Genomic DNA, 19,364 nt, shown 5'->3' with positions numbered 1-19,364 from the left:
AAAACGATAGTAAAATTTACATGACTATTAGAGTATTTATCGCAATAGAAATTGATAGTGATATAAAGAACAAACTATCTGAATACTTGAGCAAGTTAAAGAGGACAGGCGCTGATGTCAGGTGGGTTGCTCCTGAGAATATCCACTTGACTCTGAAATTTATTGGAAATATAGATGAGGAGGTGCTTACAAACTTGAATCAGATTATTAATGATGCTGCTTCCGGCGTAAGGCCATTCAGTATAAGCATTGGGAATATTGGGGCATTTCCAGGTCTTAAGAACCCGCGAGTGGTTTATGTCTATGTGCAGGAGCGAGGCAATGATCTTCGCAGAATCCATGAGAAACTCGACAAAGGAGTTGAGCGGCTTGGTATAAGAAAGGAATCAGGAAAATACGTTGGACATATTACACTCGGCAGAGTCAAATCACAGAGAAAGATTTCCAAACTCAAAAATGCGTTGTGCTCCGGAACAGATTGTTTCTTCGGCCTTGAAAAAGTCACATCTCTGTCGTTAATACAAAGTAAGTTAACCCCAAGAGGGCCAATTTATACGAGATTAAACAATTTTATATTAAACTAAAATGAAAAAAGCAAAAATTAAATATGCTCCGGAACATAACTGGATTGAGTTAAAAAGGAAAGTAGTAACAATTGGAATAACTGATTATCTTACTGACGCGCTGGGAGATCTCATAGACCTTTGTCTGCCAAAAGTCGGAGAAGAAGTTATTTATGGTATTTCATATGGTGAAATCGAATCCATAAATACCCTGCATGACTTAATAGCGCCACTAAGTGGTGAAATTGTGAAGGTAAACACCGATTTGTCTACCAGTTTAAAAACTTTGCAGAAAGATCCCTATGGAGATGGCTGGTTCATTAAGGTCCGGTTGGCTGAAGATGATAACCTTGATTCCCTGATGGATGAAGATGAATATGAGGATTACATAAAAAATATTAAGAAACAGGTAAAAGAAGCAGGAAAAAAGAAGAAAAAAGTAGAGGCAAAAAAAGAAGAAGAGAAAAAGGCGGAGAAGAAGACGGTAAAAAAGACAGTAGAAAAGGTAACAACAAAGAAGAAGGCAGCGGCTAAAAGCAAGAAACGGTAACCAGATTAGAGTTGTGATGAAAAGCAGATTTTTTATTTTTTTATTTCCTGTCAAAACAGACCGGCAGGCGGGTAAGCATTCTAAGCGCTTTTGAATTGGAACTTTCACGTGGTGATAAACATTGGAGTTTAAGGGATATATTTAAGGTTTTCCTGTTTTATTTACTTATGATGTTTGCGGGGATCCCTGTTTTTTTATATATAGTAAAGCAAATTTCCGGATTAGATTTAGTAGAGAGATTTGGACAGAATACGGTTTTTCTCAGTTTGTCGCTGGTAGTAAATATTTTAACCTGCCTTTATATTTTTAATATTGTCCGAACAGGATATGGTTTGCCTGTAGTATCATTGGGCTTAACTATTCGTGACTGGAAAAGTGATGTTAAAACCGGCCTGAAACATTACCTGATCATTCTTCCTGTTATACTTGCATCTGGCTTTATAGTAGATTTTGTCTTGAGAGCGTTTGGTATAGACCCTGAGCAGCAAAATATTATTAATAATCTTCTCAGAGAGGACTCTTCCGGGGTCCTTGCTTTCATGGTTTTCTTTGGGATGTTCGCCGCACCGATTGTAGAGGAAATTCTTTTTAGAGGATTCATGCAATCTGCCGTAAGGATTATTTACGACAAGAGGCAAACTATCTTTATCAGTGGATTTGTGTTTGCATTAATACATTGGAATGCCCATGTATTTTTACAAATATTTATTTTAGGACTTTTGTTAGCGTATTTATATGAAAAAACCGGGACGTTAGTAGCCTCAATAACCGTTCATGTTTGTCATAATACTACTACATTGGTTTTTTTAATTTCTTTTAAATATTTTTTGAAAAGTCATGTTTAAGAGCGTTGAAGAACAACTTGAAATTATTAAACGAGGAGTTATAGAAATTGTCCGTGAGGAAGAGGTAATTGAAAAACTTACAAAATCACAAGAGACACAAACTCCATTGCGGGTTAAACTGGGACTCGACCCCACCGCACCGGACATACATATTGGAAACGCGGTCCCAATCCATAAACTGCGTAATTTCCAGGAGCTTGGTCATACGGCAGTACTGATCATTGGGGATTATACGGCAATTGTTGGTGATCCATCCGGAGTAAATAAAACCCGGCCCCAACTTACCCATGAAGACATAGCCAATAACACGAAAACATATCTGGATCAGATTGGAAAGATACTGGATATTGAAAAAACAGAAATCCGTTACAACAGCGAATGGTTTAAAGAGATGCAATTTACTGATGTAATCACTCTTGCCTCAAAGATGACGGTTGCCAGAATGATGGAGAGAGATGATTTTTCAAAGAGATATTCTTCGGGGGTCCCTATCAGCCTTCACGAATTTATTTATCCGTTAATGCAGGGATACGATTCAATAATGGTGAAAAGCGACGTAGAAATCGGTGGTACAGATCAGATATTCAGTCTGCTTGTGGGCCGTGACCTTCAAAGAGACGCAAATATGCAGCCGCAAAGCGCACTTACTACCCCCTTACTGGAGGGAATTGACGGGAATAAGAAGATGAGTAAAAGCCTGGGTAATTATATCGGTATATATGAAGATCCGAAAGAGATCTTTGGTAAAACAATGAAAATAAGCGATGAACTTATGCGTAAGTATTTTGAGCTGGCAACAGACATGACTATGGAGGCAATCGATAACACGCTGAAAGAGCATCCTCGCCAGGCAAAGACAGTCCTGGGAAAAGCGATTGTTAGCCGGTATTACGATAACGAGGTGGCAGAGAAGGTTGCAGGTGAATTTGACAGGATTTTTAAAGAACATAAAATTCCGGATGATATTCCACAGATAACGCTCCTATCAAATGAAAGCAATAATCACAAAATCTGGATAGTGAAATTACTGGTGGATCATGGTTTCGCGTCTACTAACGGAGAAGCGAGAAGATTGATTACTCAGGGGGGGGTCAGCATTGATGATAAAAAGTATACAGACCCGGCACAGGAAGTAAGTTTACAAGACGGTATGATATTAAAAGTAGGAAAACGACGATTTGCGAAAATAGTCATAACACAGACCGGATAAGCCAGGTTGTCAAACATTTTCATTTAGTGCACATTCCTGTCAGTCCGGCAGGAGGGCGTATAAATAATTAGTGTTCCGTGTTAAACCAAAATTAATAAGTGTAAATCCGTGCCCGCCTGACCTGCCTTTCGGGCAGGAAATTAGTGTCTAATATCTTTGTATTACCACTCTTTTTCTCAATTTCTTTAAATACGCTTTTTTCTTCTTAATAAATTCTTCTCGAAAAAGTGTATTGCGGATTTCATCCTGTACCTTCGTGAAGGACAATGTTTGAGCCGCAATAACCTCTTCTATCTTAAAGATGTGGTAACCTAACGAGGATTTTATTACCGGGCTTATTTCACCTTCTTTTAAATGAGAAATGGCGGCAACCAGATCTTTTCTGAAGCCGCTTGCCTCATCAAGACTCCACAAGCCACCTCTGTCTGCATGCGGTCCGCGTGAATGTTTTTTTGCCAGAGTCTCAAAATCCTCACCACTCTTCAATCTGTTTAATAGATTGTCAGCAGCAGTTTTTCCCTCTTCTTTAGAATTATAGCTGGAAAATTTCAGTAATATATGCCTGAAACTCATACTGCCTTTCATTGAAAATTCATCAACATGGTCCCGGTAATAGTTTTTAATTTTCTTTGGCGTAACAATTATTTTACTATAAACATTCTCACGCATGATTTCTTCTATTAATAGATCGTTCTTTAGTTCTGCTCTTTTCTGGAGAGGGTTAATTCCCTGTTTATTAGCAAGTTCATAAAATTTGTAGAGAGAACCTACCTGGTCAACAGCGCCTTTGACAAATGAATCAACGTTTTTTTCAACCTTCTCTGAAAGTTCAGGTTTTTCGGCCAGAAGCTTCTTCGCTTCCTGTACAAGTATTTTCCTGTCAATTAATTCATCAATAGCATTCTGGACTATCTCAGTTTTCTTCGACTCCAGTTCTGACTTCGAGTATGTTTGTCCGGCAATACTGAATGCTTCATAAGCTCGTTTATTGATATCAAATTCTGTTATTATCTCGCCATTTACTATGACACGTACAGCGTTTAAATTTTCAGCGTTTATTTGATACAGATAAAATAGTTGTACAACAAAAAATGCCAGACTTAATTTCAGAATCTTCAAGAGTTATCTCCTCCTGCGTTGTTTGTTGTAGATTTTTAATAAAATATAGAGCCTGCGCATAAACACGGCTCGCATAAAACATGCATACTGTTTATAGTATATTAATAGTTTGTCAGTGCCATATGTGGCATTGCATGTGGCTACATCCTTCTCTGGAATGGAGTTTATTCGTCTGCTCTAAAGTATACTAGTATACAATTCCTCAGGTAATCTGTCATCTATCATTTTCAGAGTATGAAAACCTGACCGGATGACGCTGTATTTTAACATTTGCGTTAGCAATTATTGCTATGCTGCTAATAGAATTCCGTTAAAGTTGTTAACAATCTCCTGGCTTCCTGTTTCCTTATAATTCTTTTTTTGTTTTTTTGTGTATGATAAATTTGTCCGTGGAAAAGGTATAAATAGGGAAGGTAAAACGTGTAATTTTTAACGAACAATATGAAAACGACTATAAGGAAGTCGCTGTAGGGTGGGCCCACCAAAAACATTCTACATCCGGAAACGAAAATCGTAGGGTGCGTTTTACGCACCAGAAACATGTCAGCATAATCAAGTATTTGTTTAAAATATAACACCATTGCCATATCCAACGTTGTTAGCGGTGCATGGAATGCACCCTACTTGTCTATCATTTTCAGAGTATGAAAACAGAGGGGGTCCTCTCCGCGTTTATGCCACAATTGGGGTTAGTTTCGCTGATTCAAAAGGTATGGCACCCCTAAAGAAAGCTCTGATTCTCTCTTTTTTTATTGTTTTTTAATGTTCTAAAGAGAAACTATGCACTTTGAGTGCAAGATTTTTAGCTGTTTTTTTCTTAAATGTTGTCGATAAGTACACTAATGAATGAACTGAAATCTCTTTTTAAATTTTTTTTGTTGACAAAAGCAAACGGTTTGTATTATTGTACGCAAACTTTAGTGTTATGTTTCTTACAGTAAATAAAAATATATGGTGACTGGAATATGATATTAGAATCTCATGTGATCGAAACAATTTGTTATATCGGCTATAAAAGGTGGGGAATGGTAACACTGTTTTATGATAAAGATAACAATTGCATATCCGAAAAAAGACATATGAGAAATTCTTTTTGTAATTTAATGCATTCATGTAATGAAAGTGCAGAAAGTTGCCGTCAATTTTATAGTACATGTCTCAAGGAAGTTGACACACACAATGGGTGTTTCTCTATGAAATGCTATAATGATTTAGATGCAATAATTTTCCCAATCATGGTTGATGAGGAATTTGTAGGTACTATAATTGTTTCTGGCTTGAAATTGTCTAAGAAAAAAAATCTTGATAAAAATATTTATATAAAATTAAAAAGCTTCGGGATTGACGATACAATAATTAATCGGAATTATGATAGTATTGTCCCTCTAAATGGTTCTGCAGAAGAGTATGTAAAGAGTTTTTTAAAACTAATTGTTGAAGTTGTCAAAGTTAATTTTAAAATACAAAATGAGATATTGCTGTTAGATAAGAGTAATGAAAAATTGCGGGAAAATCACTATCTTGAAAAGTATGAGAATATAATTTTCAAAAGCACTGCAATGACCAGGGTTTTTGATTTAGTGGGAACTTTAGAGAGGTCTGAAACGACAGTTTTGATTGAAGGAGAGACTGGAACTGGCAAGGATCTGCTGGCAGCGGCCATACATTATAATAGCCCCCGCAAGGACAAAGTATTTATTATTCAAAATTGTTCAGTATTTAATAATGCACTTTTGAGTTCAGAGTTGTTTGGGCACGTAAAGGGTGCATTTACAGGCGCCATATCAGATAAGAAAGGTCTGTTTCGAATTGCAGATGGGGGAACTTTATTCCTCGATGAAATTGGAGATATGAGTATAGAAAACCAGTCAAACCTCTTGCGCATATTGGAAAATGGCACGTATTACCAGGTAGGAGGCACTGAATTACAAAGGGTCGATGTCAGGATTATAGCTGCAACAAACAAAAAATTACACGAACAGGTTAAAAAAAATTATTTCGAAAAGACCTTTTCTATAGAATTAATGCTATTCCAATTACTTTGCCTCCTCTCAGAGAGAGGAAGGACGATATAATACCATTGTTATATCACTTTTTAGAGACTAATGCGGATACCTGTAATACGGCAAAAAAGGAGGTAGACGAGGAGGTAATAAAATTGTTTGAAGCGTATAATTGGCCGGGTAATATTCGAGAACTTAAAAATCAGGTCGAACGTTTAATCATTCTATCTGGTATAAATAATAAAATCGAAGCAACGCTTCTTCCTCCACATATGAAGAGTAATGCTTTTTCAGTAAAACATGAGAGAAGGAAATCAACTCGTAGCTCCGTCAAAAACATCTTAAGAACAGTTGAAAGGAAAGTAATCGAGAATGAGCTTAAAAATGCAAATTGGAATAAAACCATAGCTTCCAGAAAGCTCGGTATTAGCCGTGCGAGTCTCAATAATAAGATAGAAAATTTTAATATTTTGAGACATATGTTGTGCTGACATACTCTACAAGTTTATCTCTATCGAAGAATAGCTTCCGGAAAATTGGTAGTAAAAAGTTTTTTATTAAATAACTTGTGTAACTAATGGAAAGCGTTATATTTATGAATAGAAATTTTCAAGGGAAAGTACATAAATACAAATCTGCGGCTAAGAGTATAGTATGTCTTATGCTTATCTGTTTAATGACTGCTTCATGCTTAGGAGTGAATACTATTCCGAAATTAGAGCATACAGAGTTCCCGTTGCATCCACTGGAACGTCCCACGATTACACTCGGACCGGGTGACGTTATAGAAGTAAAGTACCGCTTTTGGCCTGAATTAAATGAAATCCAGACTGTTAGGCACGATGGTAATATTTCGCTTCAGTTGATAGATGAAGTGCAGGTAGCGGGTCTTACACCTGAAAAGCTGGACGAACATCTTACAAAACTCTATGAGAAACATTTAAAAGATCCCGTTCTTACTGTGATAGTTCGTTCCCAGGCTGATCAGCGCGTCTATATTGGCGGTGCGGTTAAAACTCCAGGTGTTTTGCCTATTAATGGTAATATGACAGCCCTTGAGGCGATTATGATAGCAGGTGGTTTTGATACGACTACAGCGGCACCTAAAAATGTCGTGCTTATACAAAACATTGGTGAAAAGCGTTATGCGTCACTGCTTGATCTAGAAAACGCTTTTTATAAACCTGAAAGTGATCCATACTTTCTGGGCCCCAACGATATGTTATTTGTACCACGTAAAATGATTGTCAAGCTGAATGACTTTGTAGCACAATACATTACGGGATTAATGCCCCCATCGTTTACTGCAACAAACACTACTCAAAAGCTAAAAAGTACCAATACTATAGGGTTTAGGCCCAATAGTGGGGGGTCTTTCAGATAATCAACAGTGAAAATGAACGTAACAATGAAATCACAAAAAGTAGTTTCTTAAAAGAAAAGGTAACTATTATGCAACTGGAAGAACATGCAGATTTAGAGTTGGTAGAAACCGGGGGAAAAGATAATTCGCTTGTGTTGCGTAATTTCCTTTTTGTTATCTTTCGAAATAAATGGAAAGTTTTGTTGGTATTTTTATTAACCAGTGTAACTGCTACTTTAATTGTATTGTCAATCGAAACTGATATTTATGAATCTCAAGCACAAATATTGATCAAGCCTGGCAGAGAAAATATATCGTGGGATGAATCGGCGCTTGCGCCTAATTTAGTTTTTGCTAAAGAAGGAGGTTTAAACGCCGAGATATCGATCCTTACCAGCGGGTATGTTCTAGGACGTGTTATTGAGTTAGTCGGGCAGGAAGCGATTCTTCCGGTCTTGCGCGATGATTTAGATTCTCAGGAGCAGAGAGACCAACTGGCAGAGCGGCTGGTACTGGAAAATCTTTCGGTCATTCCAGAAAAGGGTAAACAGCAGATTGTTACCATTAGTTTCAAGTCACATGACCCTCGTATTGCCAGGGACGTGCTTGAGAATTTGATAGACGTTTATATCGATAGGCATATTGATATACATAAAGCTGAGGCGCAGCCCAAATTCTTTCGAAAGCAGTCTGACAAGTTCAAATCTTTATTGATAGAAAAAGAGAAACAATTAAGACAATACTGTGATAAACAGGGAATTGTCTCGATTGAAGTGCAAAAAGAAGAAGGTATAGCCAGGATTAGTGGGCTGGAGCAGAATATAGAAGAGACCGATGGCCTTATAATATCCTCACAAGGAAGGATTGCCATGCTTGAAAAAAGCCTGGATGAACGTACAGAGGTCACAGAACTAAGCAAAGTAACTGGCAAGTCGAACCCTGTGGCAGATTCATTGAAGCAGCGCCTCATTGACCTTAAATTCAGGGAGGTCGAACTTGGCAACAGGTATTTAGATGATTCCAGGATACTGGTAGAACTGCGTTCACAAATCAGTTTTGTAGAGGCCGAACTCTTAAAAGAGCAGGAGACTAATACTGAACTAACCACCGGCATTGATGCCAATTACCAGGCTATACAGCTTGAATTGGAACAGGAACAGGCAAAGCTCCAGGCATTGCTTTTAAACAAACAATTCTTGAAAAAGTCTCTGGAAAAGAGAAAAAATAATTTGAAAAAATTAAGTAATTACGAAGCGGTTTTATTGACTTTGCAGCGAGAAGTTGACATTGCAAAAGAGGAGTATAGTCAGTATCGTAAAAGCTACCAACAATCTATGATATCTGTAGCACTTGATTCAAGCAGAATCTCTAACGTACTTATCCTCCAGCCAGCCAGCTTACCCGCTTTTCCTATAGAATCTAAAAAAAAACGTAATCTTGCAATGGGTTTGCTTTTGGGCCTTGTTGGTAGTGTTGGTATTGCCTACATACGGGAATACCTGGACGACACAATAAAGACGGTTGAGAATGTAGAGAAACAATTAGGATTACCTGTATTAACATCCATAAATTATAAAAAGTAAAAAAACCACGAAGAGGGCAAATTATAGCAAGCTCATTCGTCAAAAGAGGATAAATGTTTAAATCCATTTGTAAGTGGAAGGATCTAAATAGCGTTTGTCCTGGAGAACAGTTAAGATGTAACTGAGATGGCGGAGCTGTGCATACATTCATTGCGCTGCGTAGCCATCCACCAGAATACCAACGTTGAGCCAGAGCTAATGGCCATGCAGAGGCCTGCTGTACAAGTGACTAAAACGAACTAATACAGTGAATTACTTGCGATTTTTTTATATCTGTAGGTACAAAGTAGCTCATTATACTTTACTCACTTTAATACCATGTACCTGAACTTTTACAAACTCAGTAATGAACCTTTCAATGTGACACCGGATCCGGAGTTTCTATTCTTAAGTGAAGGACATAAGGAGGCGTTAGCCTCAATATTCTACGCGGTAGAAAATAGGAAAGGATTTATGGCAATAACCGGTGAAGTTGGGGTAGGGAAAACAACCATACTGCGTTCGTATATTAAAGAGATTGATCAGAATAGCTTAAAAACTATCTATATAATTAATGCCAACCTTTCCTTCAAGGGCCTTCTTAAGACTATTTTCGACGAACTGGAAATTACTCTTGAGACAGATGAAGTCTTTGAAATGGTAAATTGTTTACATCAGGTATTGATAAAGGAATACAAAAAAGGTCATAATTTTGTGATCATAATAGATGAAGTACAAAATATGCCCCTTGAAACGTTGGAAAATCTTCGTATGCTTTCTAATCTGGAGACGTCTACAGATAAACTGGTTCAGATATTACTTATCGGGCAACCTGAGTTTGATAATATGCTTGAGCAAAACAACCTGCGTCAGCTCAAACAGCGCATTGCAGTCAGAAGCACACTATCTCCACTTACTCAGCAAGAGAGTATAACATATATCAGGCACCGATTAGCTACAGTTGGTGCAGATGACGCCTGGGTTTTCACAAAAGGCGCAATTAATCGGATTATTAAAAAAGCCAAAGGTACCCCACGAATCTTAAATATCCTCTGTGACAATGCGCTAATTACCGGATATGGAAATCAGCAAAGGCCGGTTACTGGCAGAACAGTCAGTGAAGTTATTGCTGATTTTGAGGGAAAGAGGAAATTTTCTATTTTGAGATGGGAGTTCGCTTTACCAATAGCATTTGCACTATTCTTAGTACTTTTTTTGTTCTATTCACAAAAAAGTAAAATTTTATCAATTGAAAAGAGTAAAGAACTTTTTCAAGAGACAAGTATAACATTTAACGAGGAAAAAGAGATAAAACCTGATTTGGAAAAAGAAGCTGCAGAGCCGATTAAAAAGAACTTTACAACAATTACAATTTTAGAAAGGTTAGCAAATCCTGCAAATCCTCATATCTATCTTAGCGGCAGTAATATTGTCTCAACTAAAAATAGTGAAATACATGATGATAAAGCAAAAGAGGTATTAGGTTCTAAAGGCGTAACAATCGATGAAAATTACGAAACAGCAAACTATGTTACAAAATGAGCAAAAGAGAAGCAACCGTTAGATAGGCTAAAATCCAGCTATGAAGAACGCGTAAATGCTGAGATGTCTAAATCAGATTAACATATTAGTATTAAAATATAGCGGCCGCTCAGGGTTTGCCGTTCAAAGGTTCAGGGTGTACAAAAAACCTGCCTGTTATTCGCTGAAGCATCCGAATGGATTCATCTAACTGGACAGGGCTGAACATATGTTTCGTTGGTTTTGTTAGTAGTAGAAGGTATGAGGATAGATCGATTTGAGGATATTGTGGTTTCATAAAATATTTACTGGCTTACAATCAAAGTCGGCAAAAAAAATAACCTAGAATCCAGAACCAAGAACCAAGAACTAAGAACCAAGAACGCCTATTTCCTATATTTCGCGGTTTAATTCTTTTTGTTGTTATGGTAGTAAAATATGAACGTTGCTACTGTCTTGTTGTTAAGGAAAAACATTTATGAGTAAAATATACAAAGCTTTGGAACATGCCAGACAGGAGCAGAAAGGATTAAAGGAGATACCCTTTGCAGATAATATTGCCGAGCGGTCTCCTGCAAAGGTCCATAAAAAAATTGATATGGAAGATGAGATGATACTCCTTTATCAAAACATCAATTCTCTTCTTTCTGAATTTCCGAACAAGATTATTCAGTTTATTAGTTCATCCAGAGGAGAAGGCACTTCCTCTGTGATTCGGGAATTTGCCAGAATTTCTACTTCCAAACTTGATAAAAACGTTTTGTTATTAGATGCCAAATCTAACTCTTGCCATTCTAAATTCTTTGGTATTAAACCCAGGGGGGGAGTTGCAGAAGTTATTAGTAATGGTAGGTCTATTAACGATGTACTGCATCAGATCGGTAATTCTAAATTATATGTAGGACAACTTTCATTAAATGGGGACTATGTAACTTCAATTTTTGGATCTCCCAAAATTAGTGATATTTTTGAGGAACTAAAACAAAAATTTGATTATATCTTGATAGATTCTCCATCTGCAGATACATCTTCTGATATAATCGCGATATCCAATAAAGTGCATGGGGTTGTCATGGTTGTAGAGGCAGATCACACAAAGTGGCAGAAAATAAATATAGTAAAAGAAAAAATCAAAAATAATGGTGGAAATATACTTGGTGTAATTCTGAATAAAAGAAAGCATTATATTCCAGAATGTATATATAAAAGACTTTAAAAGTTATAAGCTTTAGGTATTAAAACGATGAAATTATTCACATTTTTGAAACATAATAAATTGAATGGTGATGCTCGCCCAAGGAATTTACGTTGCAATATTTATTCAGAAAATGAATTTAAGAGTATTATTATGCGGGAACGAGTTAGATGCGACAGAAGTGAAAGTGTTTTTTCTCTTGTGGAGTTTGACTTGAGTGGAAAAAGCGAAAAAACTATCGAGCTATTTATAAAGATATTTAATAAGCGTGGGACACGTATGATTGATGAAGTTGGAATGATTGACAATCAACACATTGGTGTCTGTTTGAATAATACTGATAGGGCAGGTGCATCGATTTTCGCGAAAAATATAAAAGAGAAATTTATTTCTACCACGGGACAAAATATTACCTTTAAAGTTTATATCTATCCAATTGATTGGAAAGATATTAATAATATAACTAACTACTTAAATAAATCTGATAAAAATAATGGTTACACTAAACAGAGCAACCCCAGTTCAAATAAATCATATTCAATAAGTGATCAGACTGAGAAGGATTTTGTCGATAACGTTAAACTTGAGTATAAAATAAAAAATAATTACGACTACAAAATGCCCGTTTGGAAACGATATGTTGATATAACCGTGTCTGTCTTAGTTCTTGTTTTGGCATCTCCTCTTTTTCTCATTACGATCATATCAATTAAAATACTCTCTCCAGGGCCTGTCTTTTTTAAACAGGAAAGAGTGGGGTATATGGGCAAGACATTTATCATGCTGAAATTTCGAAGTATGAAGGTCGGAAATTGTACGAATGCTCATAAAAAATATGTGGCTGGACTAATAAAATCTGAAAAACATAGTGACGGAAATGTAAACAAACCTATGATCAAACGGGATAATTTAAATAGTTTAATTCCCTTTGGAAAGGTGTTTCGACGATTATGTATAGACGAATTACCCCAGTTGATTAACGTAATTCGAGGTGAAATGAGTTTGATTGGCCCCCGTCCACCGGTTCTTTACGAGCAGGAGGAATACGAGAGCTGGCATAACGGGCGCTTTAATGCTTTACCGGGAATTACTGGATTGTGGCAGGTAAGTGGGAAAAATAGACTTACTTTTGAACAGATGATACGGCTTGACATCAGGTATTCAAGACAAGAATCCTTTTTGTTAGACGTTATTATCATACTCAAAACTCCTTTTGCCATTGTTCTTCAAGTTTTAGATAGTATGCAGGAAAACAAAAATAAAGAGAAAGGAGTTTGTAAATATGTTTAAAGTTGCAGTTGCGGGTTGTGGTTATTGGGGGCCTAATCTTGTGAGAAATCTCTATTCTCTTCCTGACTGTAAAGTTGAGATGATATGTGATATTGATGTTAAGCGATTAAACCATATGAAGGGGCTCTATGGTAACATCAAGACAACCACCAATTATGATGATTTAGTCGACAATAAAGATATAGATGTGATCTTTATTGTAACACCGGTTAGATTCCATTTTGAGATGGCCAGGAAAAGTCTTCAGGCAAATAAACATACTTTCATAGAAAAGCCCATGGCTCGTTCTGGAAAGGAGTGTAAAGAGTTGATCGCTCTAGCAGAGAAGAATGGGTTGAAACTTATGATTGGGCATACATTCATTTACTCATCACCGGTACGTAAAATAAAGGAAATTATTAGAAGAGGTGATCTAGGTGATATTATGTATATTGGCTCACGACGCTTGAATCTGGGGCTCTACCAGGAAGACATTAACGTTACCTGGGACCTTGCGCCGCATGAGATATCCATTATCCTCTATGTTCTGGATGATGAGCCCACACACGTAAATTGTCAGGGTAAGGCACATATCACTAAAGATATTGCAGACATTACAAATATGACAATCGATTTCAAGAATGGTGGGTTTGCCACTATCCAGAGTAGCTGGCTTGATCCTAACAAGGTAAGAGAGACGAAGTTTGTCGGTACTAAGAAAATGCTCGTTTACGACGATTTAGAACCAAATGAAAAGATTAAGGTATATGACAAAAGAGTAGAAAGGCCTCCACATTATGACACATTTGCAGAGTTCCAATTTTCTTACCACTACGGCGATATGCATGCTCCATTTATCCAACAGGCCGAACCATTAAAAACGGAATGTCAGCACTTTTTGGATTGTATAAAAAGCGATTTAAAACCCGATTCATGTGGCAAAGAAGGTTTGAAAGTAGTTGAAATCCTGGAGGCATCCTCAAAATCATTGTCAAATGGCGGTGGAAAGGTAGCGATTTAACTAAACCATTGTTAGATGGTGGCTTATGATTCAGGACTCATGGCTTAAAATATTAAAAATAAAATGAAATTTTCTACAATTGCTGATGACGTAAAGTTGGGGAAAGATGTAAAAATTTGTAATTTTGTAAATCTTTACGGCTGTGAAATTGGCGATAAAACAAAGATAGGAACCTTTGTTGAGATACAAAAGAACGCGAAAATTGGTGAAAATTGTAAGATACAGAGCCATACATTCATTTGTGAAGGCGTGACTATAGAAGACAATGTACTTATAGGTCACGGTGTTATGTTTATAAACGACAAATATCCTCGTGCAACAAACAAAGAGGGAGAGTTGAAAAGTGAAGAAGATTGGAATGTGGAGACAACATTGGTAAAAAAGGGCGCTTCTATCGGCTCTGGCGCTACGATTCTCGCAAATATAAGCGTTGGCGAAAACTCCATTGTCGGTGCCGGTAGCACGGTGACCAAAGACGTTCCCCCAGATTCCATAGTTGCAGGAAACCCCGCTCGTTTTATAAGAAAGATTTAAAAACATTAGTCCGCAGATTTCACAGATGGCACAGATTTCCCAAAAAGATCCTCGAACACATAAAATTATTGGTGCTGCCATTGATGTTCACAAAGTGCTGGGGGCAGGTTTTCTGGAAGCCGTTTATCAAGAAGCCCTAAGCATTGAGTTTACTGATAGAAATATACAATTTAAAAAAGAAGTGGACTTGCCTGTTTACTATAAAGAGGTAAAACTTTCAACAAGTTATAGAGCAGACTTTTTATGTTACGAAAGTGTAATTGTTGAGTTAAAAGCTATAAGTGAACTTAGTGGAAAAGAAGAGTCCCAAATTATAAATTATTTGAAAGTAACAGGCCTGGAAACAGGTTTACTTCTCAATTTTGGTGCAAGTAGTTTAGAATTTAAACGTTTTATATTTAAAGATAAAAAATCTGTGTAATCTGCGTAATCTGAGGAGAAGAAATGAACAAAATACCATTTATAGACCTCATCACCCCTCATCTGGAACTAAAAGAGGAATTCCTGGCCGTTTTTAATAAAGCCCTGAGTACAGGCGGCTTCATAGGTGGGCCTATGGTGGAAAACTTCGAAAAGGACTTTGCTGCATTTTGCAATGCAAAATATTGTGTAGGTCTTAATAGCGGAACAGACGCTCTCAGGTTTTCATTGATAGCTGCTGGAGTAAATGATGGTGATATAGTGATCACCGTCCCCAACACCTTTATTGCCACTTCAGAGGCCATAACACAGGCAGGTGCTTTACCCGCTTTTGTTGACATTAATGAAAGTACTTACAATATTGACATTGAGAAATTAAGAGAATATCTTGAAACCAAATGCTGCTTTGATAATAAAACTCATCGACTCTTAAACGCTAAAACCAGACAACCGGTAACAGCCATAATCCCAGTGCATCTTTATGGTCAGATTGCTGATATGGATCCTATTCTGCAGATAGCGGAAACATACAATCTTGTTGTTATTGAAGACGCCTGTCAGGCACATGGTGCTCAATACAAATCTAAAAAAACGGAGAATTGGGAAGTTGCGGGCTCGATGGGGTTGGTATCAGCATTCAGCTTTTACCCAGGGAAAAACCTGGGCGCGTTTGGAGATGCTGGGGCTGTAACTACAGACAATGAAGAAATAGCCGGAAAAATCAGACAGCTACGTGACCATGGCCAGACAAAAAAATATCATCATGAGATAGAAGGGTATAATGGCCGGCTTGACGCGATACAGGCAGGTATTTTACAGATAAAACTCAGACACATGTCTGAATGGAATGAGAAGCGGCAGCAATTGGCCAATGGATATAACGAACTGCTAAGCGAGATTGATAGTATAAAGACTCCCCATGAACCAGAATGGTCAAAGGCTGTTTATCACCTTTACGTCATACGAACAAAAAGCAGAGAAGAACTCCAACACCATCTATCAGAAAACAATATTGCTACAGGACTCCATTATCCGGTACCGCTTCACCTGCAAAAAGCCTATGAAAAACTGGGATATAAGAAGGGAGACTTCCCCGTGTCTGAAGAAACCGCATCAGAAATCCTTTCACTACCTATGTATCCACAACTTACCCATGATCAACAGATACAGGTTGCGGAGAAAATAAAAGAGTTTTTTCCTCACGCGAAGACTATATAACTCGGGCGGCTTCCCGCGAAGGTGAATTTTATTTTTAATAATAAGAAAAATCTGCGCCAATCTGCATAATCTGTGGACAAAAAAAGTAATACACTAACACGAAGGATAAGAATATCCACAGATTACACAGATTAACGCAGATGGAACAAATAACCCGGAAAGATCCACGAACACATGAAATAATTGGTGCTGCCATGGATGTTCACAATGTGCTAGGAGCCGGTTTTCTTGAAGCAGTCTATCAAGAGGCACTAATCATTGAGTTTGCTAATAGAAATATACAATTTAAAAAAGAAGTGGACTTGCCTGTTTACTATAAAGAGGTAAAACTTTCAACAAGTTATAGAGCAGACTTTTTATGTTACGAAAAAATAATTGTGGAGTTGAAAGCATTAAGTGAACTTAGTGGAAAAGAAGAGTCACAAATTATCAATTACTTAAAAGCAACAGGCTTGGAGACAGGTTTACTGATTAACTTTGGCGCAAGCAGCCTGGGTTTTAAACGATTTATTTTTAATAAGAATAATAAGAAAAATCTGCGTCAATCTGCGTAATCTGTGGACAAAAAAAGTGATTCTCTAACACGAAGGATAAGAATATCCACAGATTACACAGATTAACGCAGATGGAACAAATAACCCGGAAAGATCCACAAACACATGAAATAATTGGTGCTGCCATGGAGGTTCATAAATCTCTAGGGGCCGGTTTTCTGGAAGCCGTTTATCAAGAAGCCCTAAGTATTGAGTTTGCTAATAGAAATATAAAATGGAAAAAGGAAGTAAACTTGCCTGTTGATTTTTAATAATAAAAATCCATAAAATCTGTGTCAATCTGCGTAATCTGTGGATGAATATGAACCTCAAAATAATAAACCCCATAACATATCCCGGTTGGGACGATCTATTACTTTCAAACCCAGATTATTCCTTCTTTCATTCATCAAGCTGGGCGAGGGTACTTCATGAATCATACAACTTTAAGCCTCTTTACTTTACATTAATTAAAGAAAATAAATTATTGGTTTTAATGCCAATTATGGAAGTAAAAAACTTTATAGCAGGAAAGAAAGGTGTATCACTACCATTTGCTGATTACGTTGATCCTATTGTTGCAGAGGGAAGTCATATTAATGATGTGTTTGATTATTTAATTGAATACGGGAAGAAGAGTAGTTGGAAATCTATTGAGATAAAAGGTGGAGAGTGGCTCTTTCAGGAATCACCTCTTTCTTCATATTACTACGGACACACGTTAGATCTGTCACAAGGTGAAGATCAGATATTTTCCAATTTAAGGGATAGTACCAGGAGAAACATAAAGAAGGCGATCAAGGCAGATATAAAAGTGGAAGTTTGTAATACATTGGCATCAATAAATGAATTTTACAGATTAAACTGTTTGACGAGGAAGATGCATGGTTTACCACCTCAGCCTGCTTTTTTTTTAGAAACATATATGACTATATTATTTCAAGGGATCTTGGTTTTGTTTTGCTTGCTTCATATAAAAAGAAAATTATTGCAGGTGCCGTTTATTTTCATTTTGGAGAAAAGGCAATATATAAATATGGCGCTTCGGATATACAATATCAGGGATTCAGGCCAAACAACATTGTTATGTGGGAGGCCATAAAATGGTACTGCCGGAATGGATATCAAGAGTTTTGCTTCGGTAAAACCAATTTAGAACACAAAGGCCTTGTGCGATTTAAAAATGGGTGGGGTGCCGCTAAACATATGATAAAATATTATAAATATGATTTAAAAGATAACAAATTTGTTAAAGAGAGTTCATTGGTCTCCGGTTTTCACAATAAAGTATTTAATAAAACTCCAATCCCAATACTAAAAGTTTTTGGCAACCTTTTTTATAAATATATGGGGTAGAAATATGGTAATAAGAATTGCCCCTGTAACCTCTTAATAATTTCGTTTATTTAGCATATTTCGCGTATTAGCGGGTTTAGCACTTTTGTTTTTTGTCATTTGAACATTTAAATTTCGTTTCGAGTTTCGTGGTTAGTGATTTTTATTTTCCTGGCGTACCTGGCGTGATGAAAAATCTGCGTAATCTGTGGAAACCTCTTTAGACACTTAAAACATGGATGTGTCTATGACTATGATAAATATCGTAGCGTGCATGCATCTCTTGAATGTGAGGTTCTTGAACAAGGCAAGGTGCTTTGTGGATGAGAGCAAAAAAAAATTTGCGTGCAACTGGCTATTAAAAACATGGTATGACAATGCTATATAAGAGTATTAAAATAAAAACGTACAAAATATTAATTTTTTGGAGAGGGCTATGAAAACATTAAAGGCTTTGAGAATTAAAATAAAAATTGGGGAGTTATGGGTAAGCCCCGAACTACATGTTTTATTGACCAGGGAAGATAACCTATATGTTACTCGTTGTTTAGATTTTACCGTATCCTCACATGGACAAAACGAAACGGATGCATTAAAGTCTCTAGCAGAGTCAATTAAAGAGTACATTCTGACGGCAATAGAAAACTCTAACACAGCAAATATCTATGATCCCGCACATAATATGTATTGGAGAATGTTTAATGAACAGGAAACCAAACAACTTAATAAGAGCTTTAAAAGATCGTTGTCTAAATCAATAATAATGGAGTCTCCAAAGAAGTTTGAACAATTAACTGCTGAAGTAACATATGCCTAAAAATCTGGAATTACGAAAAGTAATCAGAGCATTAAAAAAATATGACATAATATTTGTGACCGGCAAAGGAAGGCATCCGAAATTTTATGATCCCGAAACAAAGAAATCATATCCTATTAAGTCTCATGGAAAGAAGACAACAATTCTATCTTATGCCATTAATGACTTAATAGAAAAATTTGAATTACCGGCTGATGTATTTGAAAATAAGAATTAAAAGCATTAATCCGCAGATTACACAGATGGAACAGATTTAAGAATTCGGGGATTAAGGAATTGTAGTTGA

21 protein-coding genes are annotated in these 19,364 nt (G+C 36.8%); 20 read left to right on the top strand and 1 reads right to left on the bottom strand.

All coding sequences use genetic code 11. From position 1 onward, the window contains the following. Positions 1-20 precede the first annotated feature (20 nt). From thpR to tyrS, 4 genes are all read left to right on the top strand, one after another. The gene (gene thpR / locus SCALIN_RS11620; RefSeq protein ID WP_096894662.1) at positions 21-584 is read left to right on the top strand and encodes an RNA 2',3'-cyclic phosphodiesterase; all 564 of its coding nucleotides are present in this window, start codon (positions 21-23) and stop codon (positions 582-584) included. A gap of 1 nt (position 585) precedes the next feature. Next, a complete protein-coding gene (locus tag SCALIN_RS11615; RefSeq protein WP_096894661.1) occupies positions 586-1,113 on the top strand; it encodes a glycine cleavage system protein H in 528 nt (175 codons plus the stop codon). Positions 1,114-1,208: 95 nt separating this feature from the next. Continuing rightward, entirely contained in the window at positions 1,209-1,958 is a 750-nt protein-coding gene (locus SCALIN_RS11610) for a CPBP family intramembrane glutamic endopeptidase (protein ID WP_096894660.1), read from the top strand. Next, on the top strand, positions 1,951-3,168 hold the full coding sequence (gene tyrS, locus SCALIN_RS11605; protein ID WP_096894659.1) for a tyrosine--tRNA ligase: 1,218 nt from the start codon (positions 1,951-1,953) through the stop codon (positions 3,166-3,168). Before SCALIN_RS11610 ends, tyrS begins: the two co-directional genes overlap by 8 nt. Before the next feature lie 147 nt (positions 3,169-3,315). On the opposite strand, the gene SCALIN_RS11600 is transcribed toward tyrS, so the two are convergent. Next, positions 3,316-4,287 carry a peptidylprolyl isomerase gene (locus tag SCALIN_RS11600; RefSeq protein WP_096894658.1) on the bottom strand — a complete coding sequence of 324 codons (972 nt, stop codon included), beginning with the start codon at positions 4,285-4,287 and terminating at the stop codon, positions 3,316-3,318. A 965-nt stretch (positions 4,288-5,252) separates the two neighbouring features. Between SCALIN_RS11600 and SCALIN_RS11595 the strand changes: the two genes are divergently transcribed. The 16 genes from SCALIN_RS11595 (at position 5,253) to SCALIN_RS11520 (ending at position 19,295) form a co-directional block, all read left to right on the top strand. Beyond that, positions 5,253-6,362, top strand: a complete 1,110-nt coding sequence (locus SCALIN_RS11595; RefSeq protein WP_096894657.1) for a sigma 54-interacting transcriptional regulator — start codon at positions 5,253-5,255, stop codon at positions 6,360-6,362. Positions 6,363-6,367: 5 nt separating this feature from the next. Beyond that, positions 6,368-6,781, top strand: a complete 414-nt coding sequence (locus SCALIN_RS11590; RefSeq protein WP_096894656.1) for an AAA-type ATPase lid domain-containing protein — start codon at positions 6,368-6,370, stop codon at positions 6,779-6,781. Positions 6,782-6,951: 170 nt separating this feature from the next. After that, complete coding sequence (locus tag SCALIN_RS11585) at positions 6,952-7,674, top strand: polysaccharide biosynthesis/export family protein (RefSeq protein ID WP_162532282.1); 723 nt, start codon at positions 6,952-6,954, stop codon at positions 7,672-7,674. A gap of 68 nt (positions 7,675-7,742) precedes the next feature. Beyond that, positions 7,743-9,236 (top strand): GumC family protein, encoded by a 1,494-nt coding sequence (locus SCALIN_RS11580; RefSeq protein ID WP_096894654.1) that lies wholly within the window; start codon positions 7,743-7,745, stop codon positions 9,234-9,236. Between the two features lie 318 nt (positions 9,237-9,554). Further along, positions 9,555-10,757: an ExeA family protein gene (locus SCALIN_RS11575; protein WP_096894653.1), complete on the top strand. Its 1,203-nt coding sequence runs from the start codon at positions 9,555-9,557 to the stop codon at positions 10,755-10,757. Between the two features lie 457 nt (positions 10,758-11,214). Further along, a complete protein-coding gene (locus SCALIN_RS11570; RefSeq protein WP_096894652.1) occupies positions 11,215-11,952 on the top strand; it encodes a CpsD/CapB family tyrosine-protein kinase in 738 nt (245 codons plus the stop codon). A 132-nt stretch (positions 11,953-12,084) separates the two neighbouring features. After that, positions 12,085-13,221 (top strand): sugar transferase, encoded by a 1,137-nt coding sequence (locus SCALIN_RS11565; RefSeq protein ID WP_162532281.1) that lies wholly within the window; start codon positions 12,085-12,087, stop codon positions 13,219-13,221. Beyond that, on the top strand, positions 13,214-14,221 hold the full coding sequence (locus SCALIN_RS11560) for a Gfo/Idh/MocA family protein (RefSeq protein ID WP_096894650.1): 1,008 nt from the start codon (positions 13,214-13,216) through the stop codon (positions 14,219-14,221). Before SCALIN_RS11565 ends, SCALIN_RS11560 begins: the two co-directional genes overlap by 8 nt. A 63-nt stretch (positions 14,222-14,284) precedes the next feature. Further along, positions 14,285-14,755 carry an acyltransferase gene (locus SCALIN_RS11555; protein ID WP_096894649.1) on the top strand — a complete coding sequence of 157 codons (471 nt, stop codon included), beginning with the start codon at positions 14,285-14,287 and terminating at the stop codon, positions 14,753-14,755. Positions 14,756-14,780: 25 nt separating this feature from the next. Next, positions 14,781-15,176 (top strand): GxxExxY protein, encoded by a 396-nt coding sequence (locus tag SCALIN_RS11550; RefSeq protein ID WP_096894648.1) that lies wholly within the window; start codon positions 14,781-14,783, stop codon positions 15,174-15,176. Positions 15,177-15,199: 23 nt separating this feature from the next. Next, positions 15,200-16,393 (top strand): DegT/DnrJ/EryC1/StrS family aminotransferase, encoded by a 1,194-nt coding sequence (locus tag SCALIN_RS11545; protein ID WP_096894647.1) that lies wholly within the window; start codon positions 15,200-15,202, stop codon positions 16,391-16,393. Between the two features lie 140 nt (positions 16,394-16,533). Beyond that, positions 16,534-16,947 carry a GxxExxY protein gene (locus tag SCALIN_RS11540; RefSeq protein ID WP_096894646.1) on the top strand — a complete coding sequence of 138 codons (414 nt, stop codon included), beginning with the start codon at positions 16,534-16,536 and terminating at the stop codon, positions 16,945-16,947. Between the two features lie 71 nt (positions 16,948-17,018). After that, positions 17,019-17,198, top strand: coding sequence for a GxxExxY protein (locus SCALIN_RS11535; protein ID WP_096894645.1), 180 nt, complete (start codon positions 17,019-17,021; stop codon positions 17,196-17,198). A 688-nt stretch (positions 17,199-17,886) separates the two neighbouring features. After that, a complete protein-coding gene (locus tag SCALIN_RS23995; RefSeq protein ID WP_420885432.1) occupies positions 17,887-18,282 on the top strand; it encodes a GNAT family N-acetyltransferase in 396 nt (131 codons plus the stop codon). A gap of 415 nt (positions 18,283-18,697) precedes the next feature. After that, positions 18,698-19,078: a type II toxin-antitoxin system HicB family antitoxin gene (locus SCALIN_RS11525; RefSeq protein WP_096894643.1), complete on the top strand. Its 381-nt coding sequence runs from the start codon at positions 18,698-18,700 to the stop codon at positions 19,076-19,078. After that, the gene (locus SCALIN_RS11520; protein WP_096894642.1) at positions 19,071-19,295 is read left to right on the top strand and encodes a type II toxin-antitoxin system HicA family toxin; all 225 of its coding nucleotides are present in this window, start codon (positions 19,071-19,073) and stop codon (positions 19,293-19,295) included. The genes SCALIN_RS11525 and SCALIN_RS11520 overlap by 8 nt, the downstream gene beginning before the upstream one ends. The last annotated feature ends 69 nt before the right edge of the window (positions 19,296-19,364 follow it).

The sequence above is a fragment of the Candidatus Scalindua japonica genome (assembly GCF_002443295.1).
Classification (GTDB): domain Bacteria; phylum Planctomycetota; class Brocadiia; order Brocadiales; family Scalinduaceae; genus Scalindua; species Scalindua japonica.
The sequence above is the reverse complement of the archived record's forward strand: the minus strand, read 5'-3'. Positions and strand labels throughout refer to the sequence as shown.

Bases quoted from the DNA above. Each gene is read 5' to 3' on its own strand.
- SCALIN_RS11520 (WP_096894642.1), top strand. From the start codon at position 19,071: ATGCCTAAAAATCTGGAATTACGAAAAGTAATCAGAGCATTAAAAAAA.
- SCALIN_RS11560 (WP_096894650.1), top strand. From the start codon at position 13,214: ATGTTTAAAGTTGCAGTTGCGGGTTGTGGTTATTGGGGGCCTAATCTT.
- thpR (WP_096894662.1), top strand. From the start codon at position 21: ATGACTATTAGAGTATTTATCGCAATAGAAATTGATAGTGATATAAAG.
- SCALIN_RS11595 (WP_096894657.1), top strand. From the start codon at position 5,253: ATGATATTAGAATCTCATGTGATCGAAACAATTTGTTATATCGGCTAT.
- tyrS (WP_096894659.1), top strand. From the start codon at position 1,951: ATGTTTAAGAGCGTTGAAGAACAACTTGAAATTATTAAACGAGGAGTT.
- SCALIN_RS11525 (WP_096894643.1), top strand. From the start codon at position 18,698: ATGAAAACATTAAAGGCTTTGAGAATTAAAATAAAAATTGGGGAGTTA.
- SCALIN_RS11555 (WP_096894649.1), top strand. From the start codon at position 14,285: ATGAAATTTTCTACAATTGCTGATGACGTAAAGTTGGGGAAAGATGTA.
- SCALIN_RS11545 (WP_096894647.1), top strand. From the start codon at position 15,200: ATGAACAAAATACCATTTATAGACCTCATCACCCCTCATCTGGAACTA.
- SCALIN_RS11540 (WP_096894646.1), top strand. From the start codon at position 16,534: ATGGAACAAATAACCCGGAAAGATCCACGAACACATGAAATAATTGGT.
- SCALIN_RS11580 (WP_096894654.1), top strand. From the start codon at position 7,743: ATGCAACTGGAAGAACATGCAGATTTAGAGTTGGTAGAAACCGGGGGA.
- SCALIN_RS11565 (WP_162532281.1), top strand. From the start codon at position 12,085: ATGCGGGAACGAGTTAGATGCGACAGAAGTGAAAGTGTTTTTTCTCTT.
- SCALIN_RS11550 (WP_096894648.1), top strand. From the start codon at position 14,781: ATGGCACAGATTTCCCAAAAAGATCCTCGAACACATAAAATTATTGGT.
- SCALIN_RS11585 (WP_162532282.1), top strand. From the start codon at position 6,952: ATGCTTATCTGTTTAATGACTGCTTCATGCTTAGGAGTGAATACTATT.
- SCALIN_RS11570 (WP_096894652.1), top strand. From the start codon at position 11,215: ATGAGTAAAATATACAAAGCTTTGGAACATGCCAGACAGGAGCAGAAA.
- SCALIN_RS11615 (WP_096894661.1), top strand. From the start codon at position 586: ATGAAAAAAGCAAAAATTAAATATGCTCCGGAACATAACTGGATTGAG.
- SCALIN_RS11535 (WP_096894645.1), top strand. From the start codon at position 17,019: ATGGAACAAATAACCCGGAAAGATCCACAAACACATGAAATAATTGGT.
- SCALIN_RS11575 (WP_096894653.1), top strand. From the start codon at position 9,555: ATGTACCTGAACTTTTACAAACTCAGTAATGAACCTTTCAATGTGACA.